Origin of the sequence: Trueperella bernardiae, from assembly GCF_030246965.1 — a bacterium.
In the GTDB taxonomy this organism is placed as follows: Bacteria; Actinomycetota; Actinomycetes; order Actinomycetales; family Actinomycetaceae; genus Trueperella; species Trueperella bernardiae.
This window is the reverse complement of the sequence record NZ_CP127099.1, coordinates 91525-110967: the sequence shown is the minus strand read 5'-3', so window position 1 is coordinate 110967 and position 19443 is coordinate 91525. Positions and strand designations below refer to the sequence as shown.

Genomic DNA, 19443 nt, shown 5'->3' with positions numbered 1-19443 from the left:
TGATCTCTACCGTAGTACGTCGAGTCTGACAGCACCATAAGTATCCCCTTTGAGTCTTGGGTTTGGAGTGGCCTAAGAATTAGGCCCACTCGGTTTAAGTGTTGACCGTGTTTTCTTGTTTCCATTGTTCCGCGTATTTCCGTGGGCTGAGGTAGCCGAGTGAGGAATGCGGATGGAAGTTATTGTAACGTGATGACCATTGGGCCACGAGTAGGCGGGCATGCTCGAGATTCTCGATACTGTTGTCCTCCAAGAGTTCGTCTCTCATCTGGTTATGGAAAGACTCAACGAACCCGTTATGCCAGGGCTGGCCTGGTGGGATGAATGCCTGGATCGTCTCATCCTCGGCTGCCCACTCCTGGAGCGCATGAGCGATGAACTCGGGCCCGTTATCCATCCGGATCACCCGCGGGCGCCCGCCGTGCTCCAGACAAGCCACGTCAAGGAGTTCGGTCACCGAGACCGCGTTAATGTTCTTGTCGACCGTGAAGGCGAGGTGTTCGCGGGTGTATTCATCGATAATGTTACAGATTTTGATTGTCTTGCCGTGCCAGGTTGAATCGAACTGGAAGTCCAACGCCCACACGTCGTTCGGGTACTGGCCGGCAGGAACATCACGATGGGTATCGGCAGCTAGACGCTTGCGCTTCTTCCTAGGCAAGACACGCAAGCCCTCTTCACGCCAGATCCTGCGGAAAGTCTCGCGGCATATCCCGTACCCTTCGGCGAGGGCGGTTCTCCAGGCGCGCCGGTGTCCCCACCGGCGATGATCCTTAACGAAGTCGTGCATCCACGCCCGTAGGTCCGCGTACTTATCCGGCTTGTTCTCGCGGGTCCTAGCGCGCCGGTAAGCACTGCGAGAGAGCCCAACAATCTGGCAGGCAAGTCTTTGGGAGTAGCCCATCCCGACCAGATGCCAGACGGCATCATGGCGGCGAGCTGGGCTTAGAAGTTTCCCTCCGACAATTCTTTCCACGCAGCCTTTTCCAGCTCTGCCTGACCTAGGAGGCGTTTGAGGCGCGTGTTTTCCTCGCGCAGGCGCTGGAGCTCTTTCGCCTCGCTCTTGGTCATCGCCCCATAGGTAGCCTGCCACCTGTTCAACGTGGCTTCGCTAATCCCCAACGTGGTCAGGATCTGAGCTGTAGTTGATCCCGATTCCTTCAATTCCCGCGCCCTATCGAGCTTACGAACAATCTGCTCGGGAGTATGCTTGCTGAATTTCTTCACCATTCATCCATTCTCCCCACCCACAGGCAGGGCATCAATGGACAACACTCAAGTCACCTGGACCTAAAAACCTAGAGCACTCCAGGTTCGGTATGACGTAGTCTGTACTTCGGCGTGTCGTAGATTTGTGAGATTATTCGTGCTAAACACTATATGTGGTGCCCGCAACGTGGGTCAGGACTAGATGTAGGGGTGGGATTGCTGAGGTGCAAATGCTGAGAGGAGAACATGCTGATGAGTGAACGCAGGGAAGGCCGAACACGAAGCGTCGCGGAGGTGCGAGTGCTCGAGGGGCAAGATTCACCTGACCTGGTGTTTTTCTCGAGCGTTTCGGAGAACACCCTCCGCTTCGTCGAGAAGCTCGAGCGCCCGGCGGTGCGGATCCCACTCCGACCGCGCACAGAGGGAATGATCCGAGTGACCAGGCCCTACGTGCTCGTGGTTCCGACCTACGGCGGCGGAGCGCAGGCCGGGGCGGTGCCGCGGCAGGTGATTACGTTCCTGAACGATCCTGCAAACCGCGCGCTGATCCGCGGCGTGATTACCGCGGGGAACACCAACTTCGGTGAGCACTACTGCATCGCAGGACCGATCATCTCAGCCAAGTGCAAAGTTCCTGAGCTGTACCGCTTTGAACTTCTTGGCACCAACCGCGACGTTGCTCGAGTCAAGGCTGGTTTAGACGAATTTTGGGCACGACAGAACACATTAGAAGCAGAAGCAAATGAGGAGGACGTCGCATGACGATCGCCACACCATCAGAAACAACCACCCCCAACACTGCACGGGTTGGCGGGGTCGGCGAGCGGAAGGACTACCACGCGCTCAACGCCCAGCTGAACCTGTTTGCGGCGGACGGGTCGATCCAGTTTGACAAGGATCACGAAGCGGCGGAGGCCTACCTGAACCAGCAGGTCATCCCGAACACGAAGCAGTTCGCTTCGGTGTGGGAACGCCTGGAGTGGCTGATCGAAAACGAGTACTACGAAGCCGAATACCTGCGCGCCTACGACAAGGACTTCGTCGAGCGCCTCCACGAACAGGCCGACGCTTTCGGGCACAAGTTCCAGACCTTCCTCGGTGCGTTTAAGTTCTTCACCTCCTACGCGCTGAAAACCTTCGACGGCAGCCTCTTCCTCGAAAACTTCGAGCAGCGAGTTGTTGCCACGGCGCTGTTCCTCGGTCAGGGTGACGAGGAACTGGCTTCGAAGACGGTCACCGAGATCCTCTCGGGCCGTTTCCAGCCGGCAACTCCGACGTTCTTGAACGCGGGTAAGAAACAGCGCGGCGAGCTCGTGTCGTGCTTCCTGCTGCGCGTTGAAGACAATCTCGAATCGATTGGCCGCAGCGTTAACTCTGCGCTGCAGCTGTCCAAGCGCGGCGGCGGCGTGGCGCTGCTGCTGTCAAACCTCCGCGAGGCGGGTGCCCCGATTAAGCAGGTCGAGAACCAGGCTTCCGGTGTTGTTCCCGTGATGAAGATCCTCGAAGACAGCTTCAGCTACGCGAACCAGCTCGGCGCTCGCCAGGGCGCAGGCGCTGCGTACCTGCACGCGCACCACCCCGACATTATGCGGTTCCTCGACACGAAGCGTGAAAACGCTGACGAGAAGATCCGCATTAAGACCCTGTCGGTTGGGGTTGTGATTCCGGATGTGACCTTCGAACTGGCTAAGCAGAACAAAGATATGCACCTGTTTAGCCCCTACGATGTGCTTCGCGAAACCGGTATTCCGCTTTCGGATCAGTCAATCACCGAGCGCTACGACGAGTTCGTCGCGAACCCGCGGATCCGCAAGACCACGATCAGCGCGCGCGAGTTCTTCAAGACCCTCGCTGAGCTGCAGTTCGAGTCGGGCTACCCGTACGTGCTGTTCGAAGACACTGTGAACCGTGCGAACCCGCTCGAGGGGCACATCAACATGTCGAACCTGTGCTCGGAGATTCTGCAGGTGAACACCGCCTCTGAGTACGACGCCGCAATCGGGTACGAGACGATCGGTCACGACATTTCGTGCAACCTCGGCTCGCTGAACATTGCGCAGGCAATGGCCAGCCCGGACTTCGGCGCAACCGTTGAGATTGCGGTGCGGGCGCTGACGAGTGTGTCGGATCAGACCGACATTCAGGCGGTGCCGTCAATTGCCGAGGGTAACCGTGCGTCACACGCCATCGGCCTCGGCCAGATGAACCTGCACGGCTACCTCGCTTCGCAGCGCATCCACTACGGCAGCGAAGAGGGAATTGACTTCACCGACGCGTACTTCCGCACGGTGACCTACCACGCGCTGCGCGCTTCGAACCAGCTGGCGATTGACCGCGGTGCGACCTTCGCGGGCTTCGAGAAGAGCGACTACGCTGACGGCAGCTACTTCGACCGTTACACGGCCGAGGAGTGGGTGCCAGAAACCGCGCGGGTGCGTGAGCTCTTCGCCGAGGCTGGAGTTGCGCTGCCGACGGTTGCGGACTGGGAACAGCTGCGCGAGTCGATCCGCGAACACGGTATCTACAACGCGTACCTGCAGGCGGTGCCACCGACCGGGTCGATTAGCTACGTGAACAACTCGACGGCTTCGATCCACCCGATCGCCTCGAAGATTGAGATTCGTAAAGAGGGCAAGCTCGGCCGCGTGTACTACCCGGCTCCGCACATGACAAACGACAACCTCGAGTTCTTCGAAGACGCCTACGAAATCGGCGCCGAGAAGATCATCGACACCTACGCTGCTGCGACCAAGCACGTGGATCAGGGTCTGTCGCTCACGCTGTTCTTTAAAGACGAGGCGACCACTCGCGACATCAACCGCGCGCAGATCTACGCGTGGCGCAAGGGCATCAAGACGCTGTACTACATCCGCCTGCGCCAGCCCGCGCTCGAGGGAACCGAGATCGAAGGCTGCGTTTCCTGCGCGCTGTAGTCGCGTTCGCGCCCGCGTGTGCGCCCGTGCTGCGCGCGGGCGCACCGCGCGCCGTCCGCGCACTCCGCGCACTGACCACCAGACACCACTAGTGAAAGAGCTTTATTGAACTATGACTGATCCGTTGAACACCGACCGCCCGCTGCAAGAGATCTCGGTCACCCCGCCGTCGTACCGCCACGACCCGGCAGCGCGGCTGCGCCCCATTAACTGGAACCGCGTCACCGACGACAAAGACCTCGAGGTGTGGAACCGTCTGACCGCGAACTTCTGGCTGCCAGAGAAGGTGCCGCTGTCAAACGACATCCCCGCGTGGCAGAAAATGACCCAGGAAGAGCGCACCCTCACGATGCGCGTCTTCACCGGTCTGACCATGCTCGACACCGTGCAGGCAACTGTCGGTGAGATCGTGCAGATCCAAGACTCCCGCACCGAACACGAAGAGGCCGTCTACACCAACATTGCGTTCATGCAGTCGGTGCACGCCCGCTCGTACTCCTCGGTGTTCTCAACGCTGACGAGCACCCCGGAAATCGACGACGCCTACCGCTGGGCAGTTGCCAACGATCTGCTGCAGGAACGCTGCAAGAAGGTGCTGCACCACTACTACGGCGATGATCCGCTCAAGCGTAAAGTGTCTTCGACGCTGCTGTCGTCGCTGCTGCTGTACGCAGGGTTCTACCTGCCGCTGCACTTCTCGGTGCACGCGACGCTGACGAACACCGCAGACATGATCCGCCTGATTCTGCGTGACAAGGCAGTGCATGGTTACTACTCGGGTTACAAGTACCAGCGCGGACTCGAGACGCAGAGCAAAGAGCGTCAGGAAGAGATGCGCAAGTTCACCTTCGACCTGCTGGAAGAGCTCTACGAGCTTGAGCTGCAGTACTCGGGTGAGCTGTACGAGCCGCTCGGCCTGATGGACGACGTTGCCGTGTTCGTGCGTTACAACGCGAACAAGGCGCTGATGAACCTCGGTTACCCGTCGCGGTTTACCGCTGAAGAGACCGAAGTGAACCCTGAGATTCTCGCGGCGCTGTCACCTGGCAGCAACGAAAACCACGACTTCTTCAGTGGATCAGGATCGAGCTACATCATCGGTAAGGGCGAAGACACCACCGACGACGACTGGGACTTCTAGGCTCAAGGGCTTAACGGCTCGAGGGCTCAGCGGCTCGATTCGGGCCGCACCGTCCGAATAGCGCACCGCGGGTTGGACGCTGGCACACGCCGGCAACCTTCCCGCGGTGCGCTGTTTTGTGCCCGAGCCAGCGCGATTCTTGTCGACTATGATCGACAAAACCTCCGCAAAGTAGCAGCTTGTCGACTATACTCGACAAAACAGGGAGGTTTGTGGTGGACAGAATCATTGAACGCCCGAGATACTTTTCGCGGATCCAGCCCTTTATCGACAAACCCCTCGTGAAGGTGCTCACCGGTGTGCGTCGCTGCGGCAAATCTACGATTCTGCAGCAGCTGCAAGAAGTGATTCGCGCGGGCAGCGCTGATCCACAAGTGTTTGCGATGAATTTTGAGTCCGCTGACGGGCTTCACATCACAGACGCAGCGGCGCTGCTACGGCGCATCGAAGCCGAAAACCTCAACAAAAACACCCGCGCGTATTTCTTCTTTGACGAAATTCAGCAGGTCGCCGACTGGGAGAAAGCCATCAACGCGATCCGCGTCGACTATGACGCAGATATCTATGTCACCGGGTCGAATTCGCGCATGCTTTCCGGTGATCTCGCCACACATCTTGCCGGTCGCTACGTTGAGTTCTTGATCCAACCGTTTTCGTTTGCGGAATTTGTCGAGCTGCACCGCCAAAGCGACCGCACACTGAGCGAACGCTTCCAGCACTTTGTGCAGTTCGGCGGTTTCCCGGCGTTGAAATACTTCAACCTCGACCGGGAACCCTCGCTCGACTACCTTGACTCGGTGTACAACTCGGTTGTGCTCAAAGACGTGATTGAGTATCACCAGATCCGCGACGTCGACATTTTTCACCGCATCGTCGGTTACTGCTTCGCAAATATTGGAAAAACCTTCTCGGCGCAGTCACTGGTGCGTTTTTTCAAAAGCGAGGGGCGCACCGTTTCGGTTGATACCGTGTTGAACTACCTTGAGTTTTGCGTGAACGCTTTCTTGATTTATCGGGTTCCGCGCTTTGACATTGCGGGGAAGGCGAGGCTTCGGGCAACTGAGAAGTACTATGCGGTGGATCACGGTTTTCGTGAAACGCTCGGCCTTTCGAACCAGGCCGACATTGAGCTGACCCTCGAAAACATCGTGTGCGTGGAGCTGCTTGCGCGCGGGTACGAGGTAAGTGTCGGAAGAGCCGGCGCGCGCGAGATTGACTTCATCGCCCGCAAAGGTTCCGACACTGAGTACTTCCAGGTGAGTTACCTGCTCGGCAGCCAAAACACCGTCGACCGCGAGTTCGGTGCCTTTCGCGGGGTTACCGACAACTTCCCGAAAACCGTGCTGAGCATGGACCAGTTCGACATGAGCCGCGACGGGATCCAACACAAAAACATTATCGAGTGGCTTGTCGAGCCCTCACCGTTGCACAGCTAGGTGTCATCGCCTAGCCTGAATACCAACATGACCGGTACCGCTACCCATTTTGGTGGGAGCCCAGGGCCGGTCTTTGTTTTTCTCGATCTAGCCGTCATGCTCCTGTAGCCAAATGAGGCCACCCAACGCGCTGGGGCCGTGGCATTATTTAGGTAATCGTTCAGCCCGCTTCGACCATCAGGTTGGAGACGGGCTGGATTTCTTTCGAGGCATGAAAACCCGATGAAGAAGATCAAAAATCCCACCACGGTTGAAGTGCAGATTGCCCTCATGCGCTCACGAGGGATGGAGCTCAACGAATCCCTAGCAAGGTAGTGGCTGTCTAGCGTCTCTTACTACAGGCTGTCCGGGTATTGGTACGCCTACCGGATTCTCCCAGAGCCTGAAGACCCCAAACAGCCGCAACGCGCCGACAGCTTTGTGCGAGGCACGAAGTTCGAAGAAATAGTCGCTCTCTACGAATTCGACCGTAAAATGCGCACACTTATTTACGATGGGATTGAGCGGATTGAGGTTGCGCTACGTGCACGGATCGGCGAACTACTCGTCGCGAAAGGAGCCTTATCTTACAAAGATCCAGGTATCTTTCGTGAGGATTTCCGGCATCAAGACTGGCTAGAGACTGCTGAGAAGCGTGTGGATCGCGAGCGAAAACGTAACCGCGCTGTGGCTCACTACAGTGTCAACTACGGGGATTACCCATTCTGGGTTCTTGCTGATGTCCTTGATTTTTCCGATATTTCCATCCTCTTTGATGGCCTCACTCTTGATGATCAGCGGAGTATTGCACACAGTTTCGGTTTCTTTGGCGACGTCGATCGATTGAACTCTAAGCAGAAGAAGAGCTACTACAACCAAGATCCCCTCGCTCGATAGTGCGAACAACTCACCGTTCTGCGAAACACAGGTGCACATCACGGCCGCGTATGGAACCGCCACTTCACCCCGGCAGCGACGAATGCTTTCCGAACGATACAAGAACTGTCTTGTCTCCCGAAGGGGCAAAGTGAACGGCTCTTCGGCGCTCTCACTGCCATAGCATTCATGCCTCGGAGCGTCTCTCCGGGATCCACCTGGGTAAAAAAATTCATAGACTGATTGCGGAGGAATATGAGCCCCTGGAACTACGGAAAATCGACGAGATGGGTTTCCCTGATGACTGGAATGGAGTCTCCAGTAGCTAGAACGTGGCTTCCTCGCCATCCCTAAGGGTTGAGGTTGAACACCTCAACAAATGGATCAAGCGGCCCACGAATCCTGGCGTAGTCTTGGCGCTTATTCTGCCCATAAAGAGTTAGTCGCACATGGTGAGGCTTGATGACAAGCCACATCGACGAGCGACAAAACAGCTACAGAAGCAATTGCTATACCAAGGCCTACCGCATTTCAGAGTAGACCGCGGGGCGGCGTGGATCTGTACGAATGTCAGTGCTGCGGGCTACTGTGAGTTCTATGGTTCCCGGTTCGGAACCATAAGGCGCGGAACAACCTCCGCAGCCAAGCACTGTGACAAGGAGTTTCACGGATGAACAAAGAGCAGCAGCGTGCCGCGCTCCACAAAACCATCTGGCAGGTCGCGAACGATCTACGCGGATCAGTTGACGGCTGGGACTTCAAATCCTATGTGCTCGGCGCACTGTTTTATCGTTTCATCTCGGAAAACCTCACCGCGTTCATCAACAAGGGTGAGCGCGAAGCCGGCGATCCGAACTTTGATTACGCAAAGCTCTCTGACGAAGACGCAGAGTTCGCCCGTCCGAGCATCGTCAACGACAAGGGCTTTTTCATCTTGCCGTCCGAACTGTTCGAAAACGTCAGGAAGCGAGCAGAAAACGACCCGAACCTCAACGAAACTCTCGAGGCGGTGTTCCGAGACATCGAAGCTTCTGCGGTGGGGGCCCGAAGCGAACACGACATCAAAGGTCTGTTTGACGACTTCGAGGTCAACCACTCACGCCTTGGCAACACCGTTGCGCAGCGAAACGCAAAACTCGTGAAGCTGTTAAACGCGATTGGGGATCTCCCTCTCGGCGGTGAGTACGCAGACAACTCCATTGACCTGTTCGGCGACGCTTATGAGTTCCTCATGCAGATGTACGCCTCCAACGCCGGTAAATCCGGGGGCGAGTATTACACCCCGCAAGAGGTTTCAGAACTGCTCGCCCACATCGCCATTGACGGTAAGAAGCGTGTGAACCGAGTGTATGAAGCTTTCATGCAACGCTGGATACAAACGCGCGCGAACTACTGACGAACCCGGACTTCGCGCTCATAGCGCAGTCCTACGGTCTGCACGGCGAAACCGTGCGCTCGACCGATGAGATCGTCGACACTGTCGAACGGGCATTGATGAGCCCGACCGGTGCACTGCTGCACGTCATCACCGACCCGACGCTGCGCGCCCCCCTCCCCGGAGGTGCCGGCTGGGGTAATGAACGGAGACCGACCATGACACACACGTCACAGGCTGAGGCATTCCTCGCCGACTGGAACGTCCACTGCACTTTCGGTGCGGTGCCCGGCACCCACGGGGTCGACCGGCAGGAGGCCACCGAGCCCGACGGCCAGCAGCGCCGCTGGTTCGCAGAGCTCCTGCAGCGCCACGGGATGAAGGTCGTCCGCGATGAGATCGGCAACCAGTTCGGGCCGGTCGAACTCGACCTGGCCGCGTATGCCGAGATCCACGTCGAGCAGGGCCAGCAACATGGACGAGGACGGCGTCACGCGCTGCTCGGGGCGGCCACGCTCATCGTTGCCGCCCGCGAGCTCGTCGACGACTACGAAGAGGGCGTTCTGCATTCCGCGGTCGGTGAGATCACCGTCTACCCGAACTCCCCGGTCGTCGCCAGCGAGGCCCGCATCCTGCTTGGGCTTGCCCGCTTGTTGTTGACGGTTTCGTTGTGTAGTTCACGCCGCGAGGTCCAGTCCGGCGTGGAGTTCGTATTCGACCGGGCTTTGGTAGCCGATCGCTGAATGGATTCGTTTGTGGTTATTGGGCTTGCCCGCTTGTTGTTGACGGTTTCGTTGTGTAGTTCACGCCGCGAGGTCCAGTCCGGCGTGGAGTTCGTATTCGACCGGGCTTTGGTAGCCGATCGCTGAATGGATTCGTTTGTGGTTATAGAATCCCTCGATCCAGGTGGCAACGCCTTCGTAGACCTCTTCACGGATACGAAAAGTGTGGCGGTAGTAGTACTCGACTTTCAACGTCGCCCAAAATGATTCAGCCATCGCGTTATCCCAACACACTCCGGTCCGTCCCATCGACATCACGATTCCAGCCGTGTCAGCGTGTTGAGCCAACCTCTTGGAGGTGAACTGGGTGCCACGGTCAGCATGTAATACGACCTGGCCGGGCATGGCCCCGCCCCGAGTTTCGATCGCCATCTGCAAGGCTTCGATCAACAGGCCAGTGGTCTGCTGCTGGCCCATCGCATACCCCAACACCCGCCGAGAATGCGCGTCGCGTACCGCTACCAGGTAGACCCAGCCCTCCCCGCAACGCAAATACGTGAAATCGGTGATCCATACCAGGTCGATCGCGCCCTGATCCCACTGGCGCTGACAGTGATCCTCATAGTCACACCCATCCGTGCCCGTAGTGGTGGGACGGTAGAACGAGCGGGTCGAGACCGCTTCCAAACCCTGCCTTTTCAGCGATGCGGCAATGGTTTTCTTATCGGCCACGACCCCTACTTTAGCCAGGGCTGCCACCAGCCGCGGAGCCCCGTGAGTGCGCTGATAATCATCAAACACGCACGCCACCACACGGTCAAACTCGGCCCGAGCAAGAACCCGCTGGCGACGCGCCTGACTGCGGGCCCGCCACTGGTAATAGCCCTGACGGCTCACCCCTAACACGCGTGCCATCAAAGCAATGGGATAGGTCGCCTTCTTTGCATCCATCAGCTCAAAACGCTGCGCGGGGCTTGCTTGGCGGCAAAGAAGGCGCTTGCTTTTCCCAGGAACTCGTTTTCCATCGCCAGCCGGGCATTATCAGCCCTCAACCGGGCAATCTCTGCATGTAACTGAGCCGTCGTGGGAACCCCAGCCGCTTCGGCTTGGCGTCGTTCCCGCTCATGCTTGACCCACCGGCCAAGCAACGCTTCACCCACCCCAAGATCACGAGCAACGCTCGCAATCGAGGTCTGTTGATCAATCACAATCGAGGCCGCATCCCGCCGAAACTCCGGCGTATACGACTTCCTCGTCTTCTCCTCACTCACGAGTCTTCCAACACCCTTCCCAGCCAGACAAGCCAGCCTCATCAAGTGTCAACAAACACAGGGTAACCCCACATCAAGTGTCAACAAACACAGGGTAACCCCACAACCCATAGCAGAAAGTGTCTTGTAGTTACTTCAGAGCAACCGGCGCCCAACTCGAAGAGGAAGATTAAGATTCCGGATGCCTGTGATGCCATGAACGTGAGTTACTTCGGCCCGTTCGATCTCTATCGGAAACTGGGGCTTCGGTTCCATTAGGAAGTAAGACCTAACGAGATGCTGAGCACTTAGATGGGAATATAAGTTTTTCTCACGACTAGTAGGTTCTGAACCTACTAGTCGTGAGAAAACCGCGTGAATAGATTTAGGGACGGGCGCGAGAGACTGTGCCCCCGAACTGCCATCCGCTCTACTTGAGCATGTAGAGCACCATTTTTGCCCTGGTCAGGGCTTTTACCGCGTGGGGGAGTCTCGTCGTGAAGTGAACCAGGCCTCCTGGCTTCAATATGACGGTCTTGCCGTCGCCGGTGATTTCTAGTTCGCCTTCTAGGGCTTGCACTATTACGGGCATGGCCGCGGTGTGTTCCGAGAGCTCCTCGTCCTTGTCGAAAGAGAACAGCACGACGTTAACGCCTTCTGCCTGCATAAGCGTCTTTGAGACGGTGGAATTTTCTGCGTATTCGATGCGGTCGGCGAGGTTGTCTATGAAGCCGAGCATGGCCGTCGGGAGGGGTTTGGGGTCACTCATTTCTGGTGTTCTTTCTTCAGTCTTCTTGCGTCTTGGGTTTGCGGGCAACGACCGCGATTCCGGTGAGCTGATCTTTGTATTCGTTGAACGTGGCGCGCATGGTCAAAATACGCTGGCGTAGATCCTTGTCGCGGAGAACATTCTTGATAATGCGCGCTACCCCGAGCAGCCCTTCGTCGGCTAGATTGCGTCGCGGCGATAGCAACGCCATCGGCTCGAAACCAACCCATTCGATGGTAAAGCCAGCGTTTTCAAGCACCTTGCACCATTCGTTTTCTGTTAGCGGGCGGGCGTTGACGCGAATCGTCTGGGCCAACTGCTTACGCAAGTTGTCGGCAAGCTGGGCGTCAATATCGTTGGGGGTGAGCCCAAGCTCGTGGATCGCGTAGCAGCCGCCTGGAGCGAGCAGCCGAAACGCTTCGGCCACGATCTCGTCCTTGCCCTTTTCGCCCTGCATCGTCAGCATGGCTTCGCCAATCACTACGTCAGCCGAGGCGTCTGGCAGGCCGGTGTTCTGGGCTTGCGCGTTAATAACCTTTCCGCCATGCGGGGTGACGACGTCTTGCACGTTTGCGACGGCATCGGGATCTTGGTCGACTCCTACATATGAGGAAACGCCGCGGTCGACTATGAGTTTCGCTGTTCGCCCCAAACCTGGGGCGAATTCCACCACTTCGCGGCCGGAAATATCTGCTTTATCCAGCATGCGGGTGGTGAGCTTCAGGCCACCGGGACGCAAGACCCGTTTCCCGGCGCGCGCCAGCACCCAATGCCCGGCGGCGGTTTTTGTAGAGCGATCACTTTGCGGAATGGAAGGATTCTTTGACACAACAAAATACTACCTGAATTAGCTTAGGTGAACCTAATTATTCAATTAAAAAACTCGCAACCGGCTAGTTGGGTCAACTTTTTGCCTACGCGGCATGGAGATATTCCGGGCTGCGTTTGCTTTGAGCGCGAATGATCGACGGCAGTAGCCCTTAGACAGTTTTGCAGTCAAAAAGTCTGCTAAAACTAGGTCGAACCAGGTGTTTGCGCCCACCAAACCGTCGTTTGCGTCCACTCAAGGGGTATCTTCAAGAGAACATCTAAACAATAAGCGATTGAATTTGTTTGTGTTGCTAGCGACTAGACCCGTCCGGGGGTCTTTCTATCACGTGTTGACGTGCTTGATGACACCATGCACCTGCTCGACAAAACCGTGTATAACACTCGCGAGCTCGAAACCCAGCAGGCCAAGCTGGGGGGGGTGGGGTGGCCTAAGAATTAGGTCCACGTGGTTTAAGCGTTGACCGTGTTTTCTTGTTTCCATTGTTCCGCGTATTCCCGTGGACTGAGGTAGCCCAGGGAAGAGTGCGGGTGGAAGGTATTGTACCGGTGTGACCACTGTGCCACGAGGGTTCGGGCGTGATCAAGGTCCTCGATACTGTTGTCTTCGAGGAGCTCGTCTCGCATCCGGTTATGGAAAGACTCAACGAACCCGTTATGCCACGGCTCGCCTGGCGGGATGAAGGCTTGGATCGTCTCGTCCTCGGCTGCCCAGTCTTTGAGAGCCTGAGCGATGAATTCGGGCCCGTTATCCATCCGGATCACCCGCGGGCGTCCGCCATGTGCAAGCGAGGCTAGGTCGAGCAGCTCGATGACCGAGCCCGCATCAAGTTTCTTATCGACTGCGAAGGCGAGGTGTTCGCGGGTATATTCATCGATAATATTGCAGATCTTGATCGTCTTGCCGTGCCAGGTCGAGTCGAACTGGAAATCCAGCGCCCACACATCACCCGGGTATTGCCCCGCAGGCACATCCACCCAGCCGCTACCATCGACGCGTTTGCGCTTCTTCCGTGGCAACACGCGCAGGCCTTCTTCGCGCCATAAGCGGCGGAATGTTTCCCGGCACACCCCGTAGCCCAGGCCAAGAGCCTTGACCCAGACGCGCCGGTGTCCCCACCGGCGGTGATCCTTAGCGAACTCATGCATCCACTGACGCAGACCCGCATACTTATCAGGCCCATGATCGCGGTCTCTAGCGCGCCGGTAGGCTGAGCGTGAGAGCCCAACAACCTTGCACGCCAGTCTCTGGGAATAGCCCAGCTCGACCAGATGCCACACGGCATCGTGACGGCGAGCCGGGCCTAGAAGTTTCCCTCTGCCAATTCCTTCCATGCTGCTTTTTCCAGCTCGGCCTGACCCAGTAGCCGTTTCAGGTGCGTGTTCTCATCGCGCAGACGCTGCAACTCTTTCGCCTCGCTCCTGCTCATCGCACCATACGTCGCCTGCCACCTGTTCAACGTCGCTTCGCTAATACCCAGCTCGGTCAAGATCTGAGCTGTGGTCGACCCTGATTCTCTGAGTTCGCGGGCCTTATCAAGCTTGCGAACAATCTGCTCAGGAGTGTGTTTACTAAACTTCTTCACCATTCATCCATTCCCCCTACCCACCGGGCAGGACATCAATGGACAACACTCAAGTCACCTGCACCTAAAAACCTGAGGCACTCCACCGGCACCGCTGCCACGACGCATCAGGCAGCACTTCAGAAATAGCGTGCTGGATGCCTTCGTGGGCGTCACTGGTGATAAGGAAGACACCACGAAGCCCGCGGGCTTTTAAGTCCTGGAAGAAGCCTTTCCACGACGCGTTGGATTCCGCGGTGGCGACATGCATGCCGAGTATTTCGCGGTAGCCGTCGGCGTTGACACCGGTGGCAAGTAGTAGGCAGCATTTGACCACCCGGCCGCCTTCACGCACTTTGATCGTCAATGCGTCGCAGGACAGGTAGGCGTACCCGCCGGGGTTCAGGGGGCGGTTTTTGAAGTCTTCGACCATCTCGTCGAGTTCTTCTGACATGCGTGAGACTTGGGATTTCGACATGTTGGAAATCCCAAGTGTTGCCACCAGATCGTTCATTCGGCGGGTGGAAACCCCTTTGAGATAGCAGGCCGCGATTACGGTCGATAGTGCGCGTTCGGCACGTGAGCGTCGCCCGAGCAGCCAGTCCGGGAAGAACGCGCCGTGGCGCAGCTTCGGTACTGCCACATCGATCGTGCCGACCCGGGTGTCGAGGTCTCGGTGACGGTACCCGTTACGGTGGTTGACCCGCTCAGCAGAAGCGACGCCGTATTCAGCCCCGCACACGGTATCAGCCTGGGCGGAGAGGATCTGGTTGATAAACCCCTGCAGCATCTGACGCATCAGATCCGGGGAAGCCTGTGCCAGCAGATCATCCAGATAGGTTGTCGGGTCGATAGAATGCGGTGCAGCGGTCATCGTTACGTGCCTTTCGGTGAGATGTGGTAGTTGAGTCGAAGATTACTGACGATGGCCGCCCCACTATTTCCGGGGCCCACCATCAGCAAGCGTTACACCACACTAAGGGACGCAACCCCTTGGCCTACCTGCTCGAGTTGAGCCCCATTTTTGCGTCGTGCCACCACAGATTTTGCATCGAGGATTTCCCATTCCCTAATCCAAACCGATTCAAACCCCGACCTTACCGCGGAATATCAATCAAAAACCGGGATAAAACCAACACGACCTGGCCAACCAAGAACTCAAGTCACAACGAGTCCAACCCCCACCTTTCGGCTTTGTAGCAACGAAAGACAGCCCAAAAACCAACACAACCTGACCTATAAGACCACAACGCCACCCACGTGGGCAAAGCAAAAGGACGCTCACTTTGTATCAAAATGAACTTCCTAATGGTGCTAGTAATCCCTAACGGGATTAAGCACTATTTCGTCGTCCTTACTAATGAAAAAGCCCGAAGGCTTTTTCACCGTTCGGACTCCTCATCGTGGAGCTAAGGGGATTCGAACCCCTGACCTTCTCATTGCGAACGAGACGCGCTACCAACTGCGCCATAGCCCCTGACCAGATGATAGTAGCACTACTCGGCCGCCCTTCGCCCGTCCGCGACCGTAAAGTAGCTCACTAAAGCCCGTGAGCCGTGGCGAACTCGGCCACCCGCGCGGCGAACGCCGCAGGCGCGTAGGCATACCAGTCTTCGGAGGCTTCCCTGGCTACGTCGCGTTCCCAGCCAGCACCCTGGAGCTCGGTGGCACCCCGGGTCCCCACACTGTCCTTCTCCCCGGCGATCGCCACGCGCGGCACCCGCACCTGCGCCGCCGCCTCGCGCTCATCGAGTCCGACCAGCCCAGCAAGATACGTCCCCATCTGCTCCGACGTCACCGCCGTCGGCCCCTTCCGTCGCATCACCGCGCCCACCTGCAACCGCATCGACTCCCCACGCCGCAACGCCAGCCTCGGCCCTGAAACGAAGACCCCGGCCACCCGGCCCGGGTGCTCGACCGCGTAATGGATCGCGGGAATCGCGCCGAGCCCTTCGGCTACCACGATCACGGGCTCTTCCAGGCCCATCATCGCCAGGTCGCGGTTGATGTGTGCGGCCATGGCGTGGCGGTGGGCGTCGGCGTCGGAACCGACGCGCGCCACGGCGAAGAGGTCGGGTGCCACGACAGCCCACGCGGGCGGCAAGTGGTCAGCGACCGGCCGCCATACCTCGGGCGTGTGGGCGTGGCCGTGAATGAAGGCGACGGCCGTCATGCCCGCCGGCGGTCGAGCAGCGCGTCCAGCGTGGAGCCACCGCCGAGCACGTCGGCACGGAACTCTTCATTGCCAGTCATGGCCGGTGCGGGGTTCGCCGCCTCGAGCGGCCCGTCCCCGATCCGCTCCCCCAGCCGGGTGGGGCGGAAGGGTACGTCGGCCACCGGCGCCTCGGGAGCCTCGTACGGCTTGACCGTGCGCCGCACCGCCTTCAGCGTGTAGGACGGCACGTCGGCGGGGCGCTCCTCACGTTCGACGACGTCGACCCGCGCACTTACGACCTTCGCCGGACGAGCCTTTCGGGCCGGGCGCGCTTCGACGGCGGGCACCTCCGCAGGCGCTTCCACGGCAGGCTCGGCCGCAGCCGCCTCAGCGGCACTCGCCGCGGCCACTTCATCTTCACCGACCTCAGCCTCGGCCGCCTCGACCTCAGCCAAGCCAACTTCAGCCGCTTCCAGCTCCGCCGCCGGTCGAGCTGCCACGTAGTCGCGAACACCCGCGCGCTTGGCCCGGCGCAACACCTTGTTGGCCTTGGCGATGCGCTCCTCGTCGGCGGTGTTGAGCACGGCCCAGGAGGAGACCAGGTAGCCGACACCGAGCAAGTAGAGCCCGCCGACCGCCGTCGCCGCAATGGCAAACCCGGGAGCGAGGGACGTCAGCCCGACCGCCACCCACAGCGCCGCGGCCAGGACCGCGAGCGCGGCGCCAGCCACGAGAGCGCGCTGCTGGTGAGCGCCACGGCGGGCGATGCGGGCGCGAGCACATGAACGGTCGCGGGCGATGGCCCGCATCTTGGCTGCGTCGGGACCACGGGTGCCGCTCGGCCGAGTAGGTGTGCTCATTGTTCGCTCCGTCGTAAAGATCCTGCCGTGATCGCCGCCCTCTTGGCGCAGGGTCCGTTCGGTGATGAGCCTCAGGTCTTCTGAGTAGCGCTCACCGATTGGCGCGTCCGCGAAAACGGCTCTCCTTCGGGTGATCTGGGGGATGACGTATGCCAGGAGGAACAGCGTTCCCATGGCGACAACTGCCCCTTCGATACCCATGGTCCAACGCTATGACGAAAGCGGGAAGGGCGCGGCGAACTGGCGCTGGTGTGTTGCCCGTATCCTTGGATTGGCGCCATTTGTGACGAATTCAGACATCCTTCACATTGGCCACACCAGTCACGCCCGCCGGGCCCTCCGGCAGGCCTTCGGCGACCCCGGCTACCGCTCCCAGACGACGCACTCGAGCGTGTCACCCACCTGCACCGCCCGCTGCTCCTCCGGCACGATCGCCAAACAGTTCGCGGTGGCAAGCGCGGTCAGGAGCGGCCGGCCCGGGTCGCCAAGCGGCTCCACCCGGTAGCCCTCGTGCGGATTGCCGACGACGCGCGCCCGCACGAACTCTCGCAAGCCCTCCGGCGATTCCCATCCCTTTTCCACGACGGCGCGGATCGAGCGCCGGTTGATCGAGGAGTAGCCGGCCATGTGGCGAAGCGCAGGTCGGATGAAGACCTCGAAGGCCGTCATCGCAGCCACGGGCGAGCCAGGCAGGCAGAACACGGTGGTCTCCCCTTCCAGGCGGCCGACCCCGAGCTGGCGGCCCGGCGCCATCGCCACGTTGTCGAAGCGGACCGTGCCGAGAGGGGAAAGCACCTCTTTAAGGGTGTCGCCGCCGCCGTAGGACAGGCCGCCGGTGGTGATGATGATGTCGGCGCGGACCAGCTGGTCTTCGAGCAGTTCGCGCAGCTCGCGCTTGTCGTCGCTCACGCCGCCCACGCGGAAAACCTCGGCGCCGGCATCGCGAATCGCGCTGGAGAGAGCGTGGGAGTTGGCATCGTAGATCTTGCCGCGGGTGGCGGGCATGCCGGGCTCTTGCAGCTCATCGCCGATGGCCATGACCACGACGCGCGGGGCGGGGTGGACCATGACGGTGGAGTGCCCGGCGGAGGCGAGCACCGCGACCTGGCGCGACCCGATACGCACGCCCGCCCGTAGCAGCACCTCACCGGCGGCAAAATCTTCGGACTGGCGGCGAATGTTCTCGCCTTCGCGCGTGCCCGCGAAGAAACGCACCTCGGCCCTGCCCTGGTCCGTGGCCTCGATCGGGATGACGGCGTCCGCCCCCGCAGGCAGCACCGCACCCGAGGAAATGCGCACGGTTGTGCGCTCCACCATCGCCGTGGGATCCACCGTGTCGGCACGGACCTCCTCGAGCATCGGCAAGGTGACCGGGTTGTCGCGGCTGGCGCCATCGACGTCGGCGACCCGCACCGCATACCCGTCCCGCGCCGCCAAATCCGCCTGCGGAACATCGACAAGGGAACGCACGTCCTCGGCGAGAACGCACCCCACGGCGTCGCCAAGCGCCACGGCAAACGGCGGCAGCGGCTGGGCCACCGCGAGGCATTCGGCAAGGTGGTCGGCAACAGACTTCATCGGGCCTCCTCTAGATTAAGACCAGTTTACCCAAGAGCGTAGCTTCCCCGGGCACTTCTTCCTTTCATGGAAGAATGGGGGCATGTCAATCTCCCCGTTGAGCATTCCCGACATCGCCGACGTCGAGGTCGAGGAAGCCAAGCAGGTCCTGCGTGCCGCGGTCCGCGAGCACCGCAAGCAGCGCTCAAAACGCAAGCTCGCCGAGCTGGCCGAGGTCTGGGTTCCCACGGTGATGGACTTCGTGGGCGAGCGTGAGCTCGTCGCGTGCTACGTGTCCACGAACGCCGAACCGTCCACCGCATTCGTCCTCACCGCACTTCACGACGCCGGCAAGCGCGTCCTCCTGCCCAAGCTCGGCCCGGGCCTTTCCCGCGCCTGGGGATACTTCGAGCCCGGTACGGAGCTGGTGAACATGGCGCCCGGGCGGCCGCCGGAACCCGAAGGCGAGGCCTTCGACAACTCGATCCTGGCGGGCGTGGACGCGATGATCCTGCCTGCGCTGGCGCTCTCGCGCAACGGCGCGCGGCTTGGCCAAGGCGGTGGCTGGTATGACCGGGCGCTCAAGCAGACGACCCCGCAGGCGGCCGTGGGCGCGATGATTTTTGCGGACGAGTTGCTTGACGTGTCGATCCCGCAGGACGACATGGACGTGCGGGTGCCATACGCCATCTTCCCCACCGAGATCGTCCCCACTGAGGCCGCGGGCCAGACTTTTCCACAGCATCTCTAACGGGGGTGCCATCCACATTTAGCCGCTAACTCGGCGG

At 59.6% G+C, this 19443-nt stretch carries 18 protein-coding genes, 1 tRNA gene and 3 pseudogenes; 10 read left to right on the top strand and 12 right to left on the bottom strand.

The genetic code is table 11. The annotated features are described in order from the left end of the window. Positions 1–94: 94 nt before the first annotated feature. Positions 95–904: an IS3 family transposase gene (locus QPC17_RS00530; protein WP_068539522.1), complete on the bottom strand. Its 810-nt coding sequence runs from the start codon at positions 902–904 to the stop codon at positions 95–97. 41 nt (positions 905–945) lie between these two features. Then, positions 946–1230, bottom strand: a complete 285-nt coding sequence (locus tag QPC17_RS00525; protein WP_016664108.1) for a transposase — start codon at positions 1228–1230, stop codon at positions 946–948. 231 nt (positions 1231–1461) lie between these two features. On the opposite strand from QPC17_RS00525, the gene nrdI reads away from it, so the two are divergent. The 8 genes and pseudogenes from nrdI to QPC17_RS00490 all read left to right on the top strand — a co-directional run bounded on the left by nrdI (position 1462) and on the right by QPC17_RS00490 (position 9692). Continuing rightward, complete coding sequence (gene nrdI / locus QPC17_RS00520) at positions 1462–1971, top strand: class Ib ribonucleoside-diphosphate reductase assembly flavoprotein NrdI (protein ID WP_016664109.1); 510 nt, start codon at positions 1462–1464, stop codon at positions 1969–1971. Beyond that, on the top strand, positions 1968–4142 hold the full coding sequence (gene nrdE, locus QPC17_RS00515; RefSeq protein ID WP_016664110.1) for a class 1b ribonucleoside-diphosphate reductase subunit alpha: 2175 nt from the start codon (positions 1968–1970) through the stop codon (positions 4140–4142). The genes nrdI and nrdE overlap by 4 nt, the downstream gene beginning before the upstream one ends. 112 nt (positions 4143–4254) lie before the next feature. Continuing rightward, positions 4255–5283 (top strand): class 1b ribonucleoside-diphosphate reductase subunit beta, encoded by a 1029-nt coding sequence (gene nrdF, locus QPC17_RS00510; protein ID WP_016664111.1) that lies wholly within the window; start codon positions 4255–4257, stop codon positions 5281–5283. A gap of 215 nt (positions 5284–5498) precedes the next feature. Next, entirely contained in the window at positions 5499–6719 is a 1221-nt protein-coding gene (locus tag QPC17_RS00505) for an ATP-binding protein (RefSeq protein ID WP_070448271.1), read from the top strand. Between the two features lie 318 nt (positions 6720–7037). Continuing rightward, complete coding sequence (locus QPC17_RS00500) at positions 7038–7595, top strand: Abi family protein (protein WP_349018038.1); 558 nt, start codon at positions 7038–7040, stop codon at positions 7593–7595. Positions 7596–8244: 649 nt separating this feature from the next. Further along, positions 8245–8928 (top strand): annotated as a pseudogene (locus tag QPC17_RS00495) (type I restriction-modification system subunit M); the annotation flags it as partial. 14 nt (positions 8929–8942) lie between these two features. Further along, positions 8943–9038 (top strand): annotated as a pseudogene (locus tag QPC17_RS09590) (hypothetical protein); the annotation flags it as partial. Positions 9039–9167: 129 nt separating this feature from the next. Beyond that, entirely contained in the window at positions 9168–9692 is a 525-nt protein-coding gene (locus QPC17_RS00490) for a hypothetical protein (RefSeq protein WP_285347344.1), read from the top strand. A 60-nt stretch (positions 9693–9752) separates the two neighbouring features. On the opposite strand, the gene QPC17_RS00485 is transcribed toward QPC17_RS00490, so the two are convergent. Continuing rightward, positions 9753–10622 (bottom strand): IS3 family transposase, encoded by an 870-nt coding sequence (locus tag QPC17_RS00485; protein ID WP_101923945.1) that lies wholly within the window; start codon positions 10620–10622, stop codon positions 9753–9755. Beyond that, positions 10622–10942, bottom strand: a complete 321-nt coding sequence (locus QPC17_RS00480; protein WP_285347343.1) for a transposase — start codon at positions 10940–10942, stop codon at positions 10622–10624. The genes QPC17_RS00485 and QPC17_RS00480 overlap by 1 nt, the downstream gene beginning before the upstream one ends. A gap of 72 nt (positions 10943–11014) precedes the next feature. On the opposite strand from QPC17_RS00480, the gene QPC17_RS09560 reads away from it, so the two are divergent. After that, complete coding sequence (locus QPC17_RS09560) at positions 11015–11200, top strand: DUF4411 family protein (protein ID WP_083200681.1); 186 nt, start codon at positions 11015–11017, stop codon at positions 11198–11200. A 151-nt stretch (positions 11201–11351) separates the two neighbouring features. On the opposite strand, the gene QPC17_RS00470 is transcribed toward QPC17_RS09560, so the two are convergent. The 8 genes and pseudogenes from QPC17_RS00470 to QPC17_RS00435 form a co-directional block, all read right to left on the bottom strand. Continuing rightward, positions 11352–11690, bottom strand: a complete 339-nt coding sequence (locus QPC17_RS00470; RefSeq protein WP_024110836.1) for a cupin domain-containing protein — start codon at positions 11688–11690, stop codon at positions 11352–11354. A 16-nt stretch (positions 11691–11706) separates the two neighbouring features. Beyond that, positions 11707–12519, bottom strand: a complete 813-nt coding sequence (locus QPC17_RS00465) for a class I SAM-dependent methyltransferase (RefSeq protein WP_062614292.1) — start codon at positions 12517–12519, stop codon at positions 11707–11709. A gap of 452 nt (positions 12520–12971) precedes the next feature. Beyond that, positions 12972–14107 (bottom strand): IS3 family transposase gene (locus QPC17_RS00460; protein WP_101923801.1). Its coding sequence is split into 2 segments (ribosomal slippage): positions 12972–13837 and positions 13837–14107, totalling 1137 coding nucleotides; the frame shifts between segments, so codons are not numbered across the junction. Positions 14108–14189: 82 nt separating this feature from the next. Continuing rightward, positions 14190–14957, bottom strand: a pseudogene (locus QPC17_RS00455) (IS256 family transposase); the annotation flags it as partial. A 530-nt stretch (positions 14958–15487) separates the two neighbouring features. Next, positions 15488–15560: transfer RNA gene (locus tag QPC17_RS00450), tRNA-Ala, on the bottom strand. A gap of 63 nt (positions 15561–15623) precedes the next feature. Then, positions 15624–16256: an alpha/beta fold hydrolase gene (locus QPC17_RS00445; protein ID WP_070446579.1), complete on the bottom strand. Its 633-nt coding sequence runs from the start codon at positions 16254–16256 to the stop codon at positions 15624–15626. Beyond that, the gene (locus QPC17_RS00440; RefSeq protein ID WP_285347342.1) at positions 16253–17299 is read right to left on the bottom strand and encodes a hypothetical protein; all 1047 of its coding nucleotides are present in this window, start codon (positions 17297–17299) and stop codon (positions 16253–16255) included. Before QPC17_RS00440 ends, QPC17_RS00445 begins: the two co-directional genes overlap by 4 nt. Before the next feature lie 162 nt (positions 17300–17461). Then, on the bottom strand, positions 17462–18676 hold the full coding sequence (locus QPC17_RS00435; RefSeq protein ID WP_062614119.1) for a molybdopterin molybdotransferase MoeA: 1215 nt from the start codon (positions 18674–18676) through the stop codon (positions 17462–17464). 82 nt (positions 18677–18758) lie between these two features. On the opposite strand from QPC17_RS00435, the gene QPC17_RS00430 reads away from it, so the two are divergent. After that, entirely contained in the window at positions 18759–19406 is a 648-nt protein-coding gene (locus tag QPC17_RS00430; RefSeq protein WP_062614120.1) for a 5-formyltetrahydrofolate cyclo-ligase, read from the top strand. The last annotated feature ends 37 nt before the right edge of the window (positions 19407–19443 follow it).

What these genes read in the sequence shown, in the direction of transcription:
- QPC17_RS00530 (WP_068539522.1), bottom strand. Translation starts at nt 904, where the DNA reads ATGGGCTACTCCCAAAGACTTGCCTGCCAGATTGTTGGGCTCTCTCGC.
- QPC17_RS00525 (WP_016664108.1), bottom strand. Translation starts at nt 1,230, where the DNA reads ATGGTGAAGAAATTCAGCAAGCATACTCCCGAGCAGATTGTTCGTAAG.
- nrdI (WP_016664109.1), top strand. Translation starts at nt 1,462, where the DNA reads ATGAGTGAACGCAGGGAAGGCCGAACACGAAGCGTCGCGGAGGTGCGA.
- nrdE (WP_016664110.1), top strand. Translation starts at nt 1,968, where the DNA reads ATGACGATCGCCACACCATCAGAAACAACCACCCCCAACACTGCACGG.
- nrdF (WP_016664111.1), top strand. Translation starts at nt 4,255, where the DNA reads ATGACTGATCCGTTGAACACCGACCGCCCGCTGCAAGAGATCTCGGTC.
- QPC17_RS00490 (WP_285347344.1), top strand. Translation starts at nt 9,168, where the DNA reads ATGACACACACGTCACAGGCTGAGGCATTCCTCGCCGACTGGAACGTC.
- QPC17_RS00485 (WP_101923945.1), bottom strand. Translation starts at nt 10,622, where the DNA reads ATGGATGCAAAGAAGGCGACCTATCCCATTGCTTTGATGGCACGCGTG.
- QPC17_RS00470 (WP_024110836.1), bottom strand. Translation starts at nt 11,690, where the DNA reads ATGAGTGACCCCAAACCCCTCCCGACGGCCATGCTCGGCTTCATAGAC.
- QPC17_RS00445 (WP_070446579.1), bottom strand. Translation starts at nt 16,256, where the DNA reads ATGACGGCCGTCGCCTTCATTCACGGCCACGCCCACACGCCCGAGGTA.
- QPC17_RS00440 (WP_285347342.1), bottom strand. Translation starts at nt 17,299, where the DNA reads ATGGGTATCGAAGGGGCAGTTGTCGCCATGGGAACGCTGTTCCTCCTG.
- QPC17_RS00435 (WP_062614119.1), bottom strand. Translation starts at nt 18,676, where the DNA reads ATGAAGTCTGTTGCCGACCACCTTGCCGAATGCCTCGCGGTGGCCCAG.
- QPC17_RS00430 (WP_062614120.1), top strand. Translation starts at nt 18,759, where the DNA reads ATGTCAATCTCCCCGTTGAGCATTCCCGACATCGCCGACGTCGAGGTC.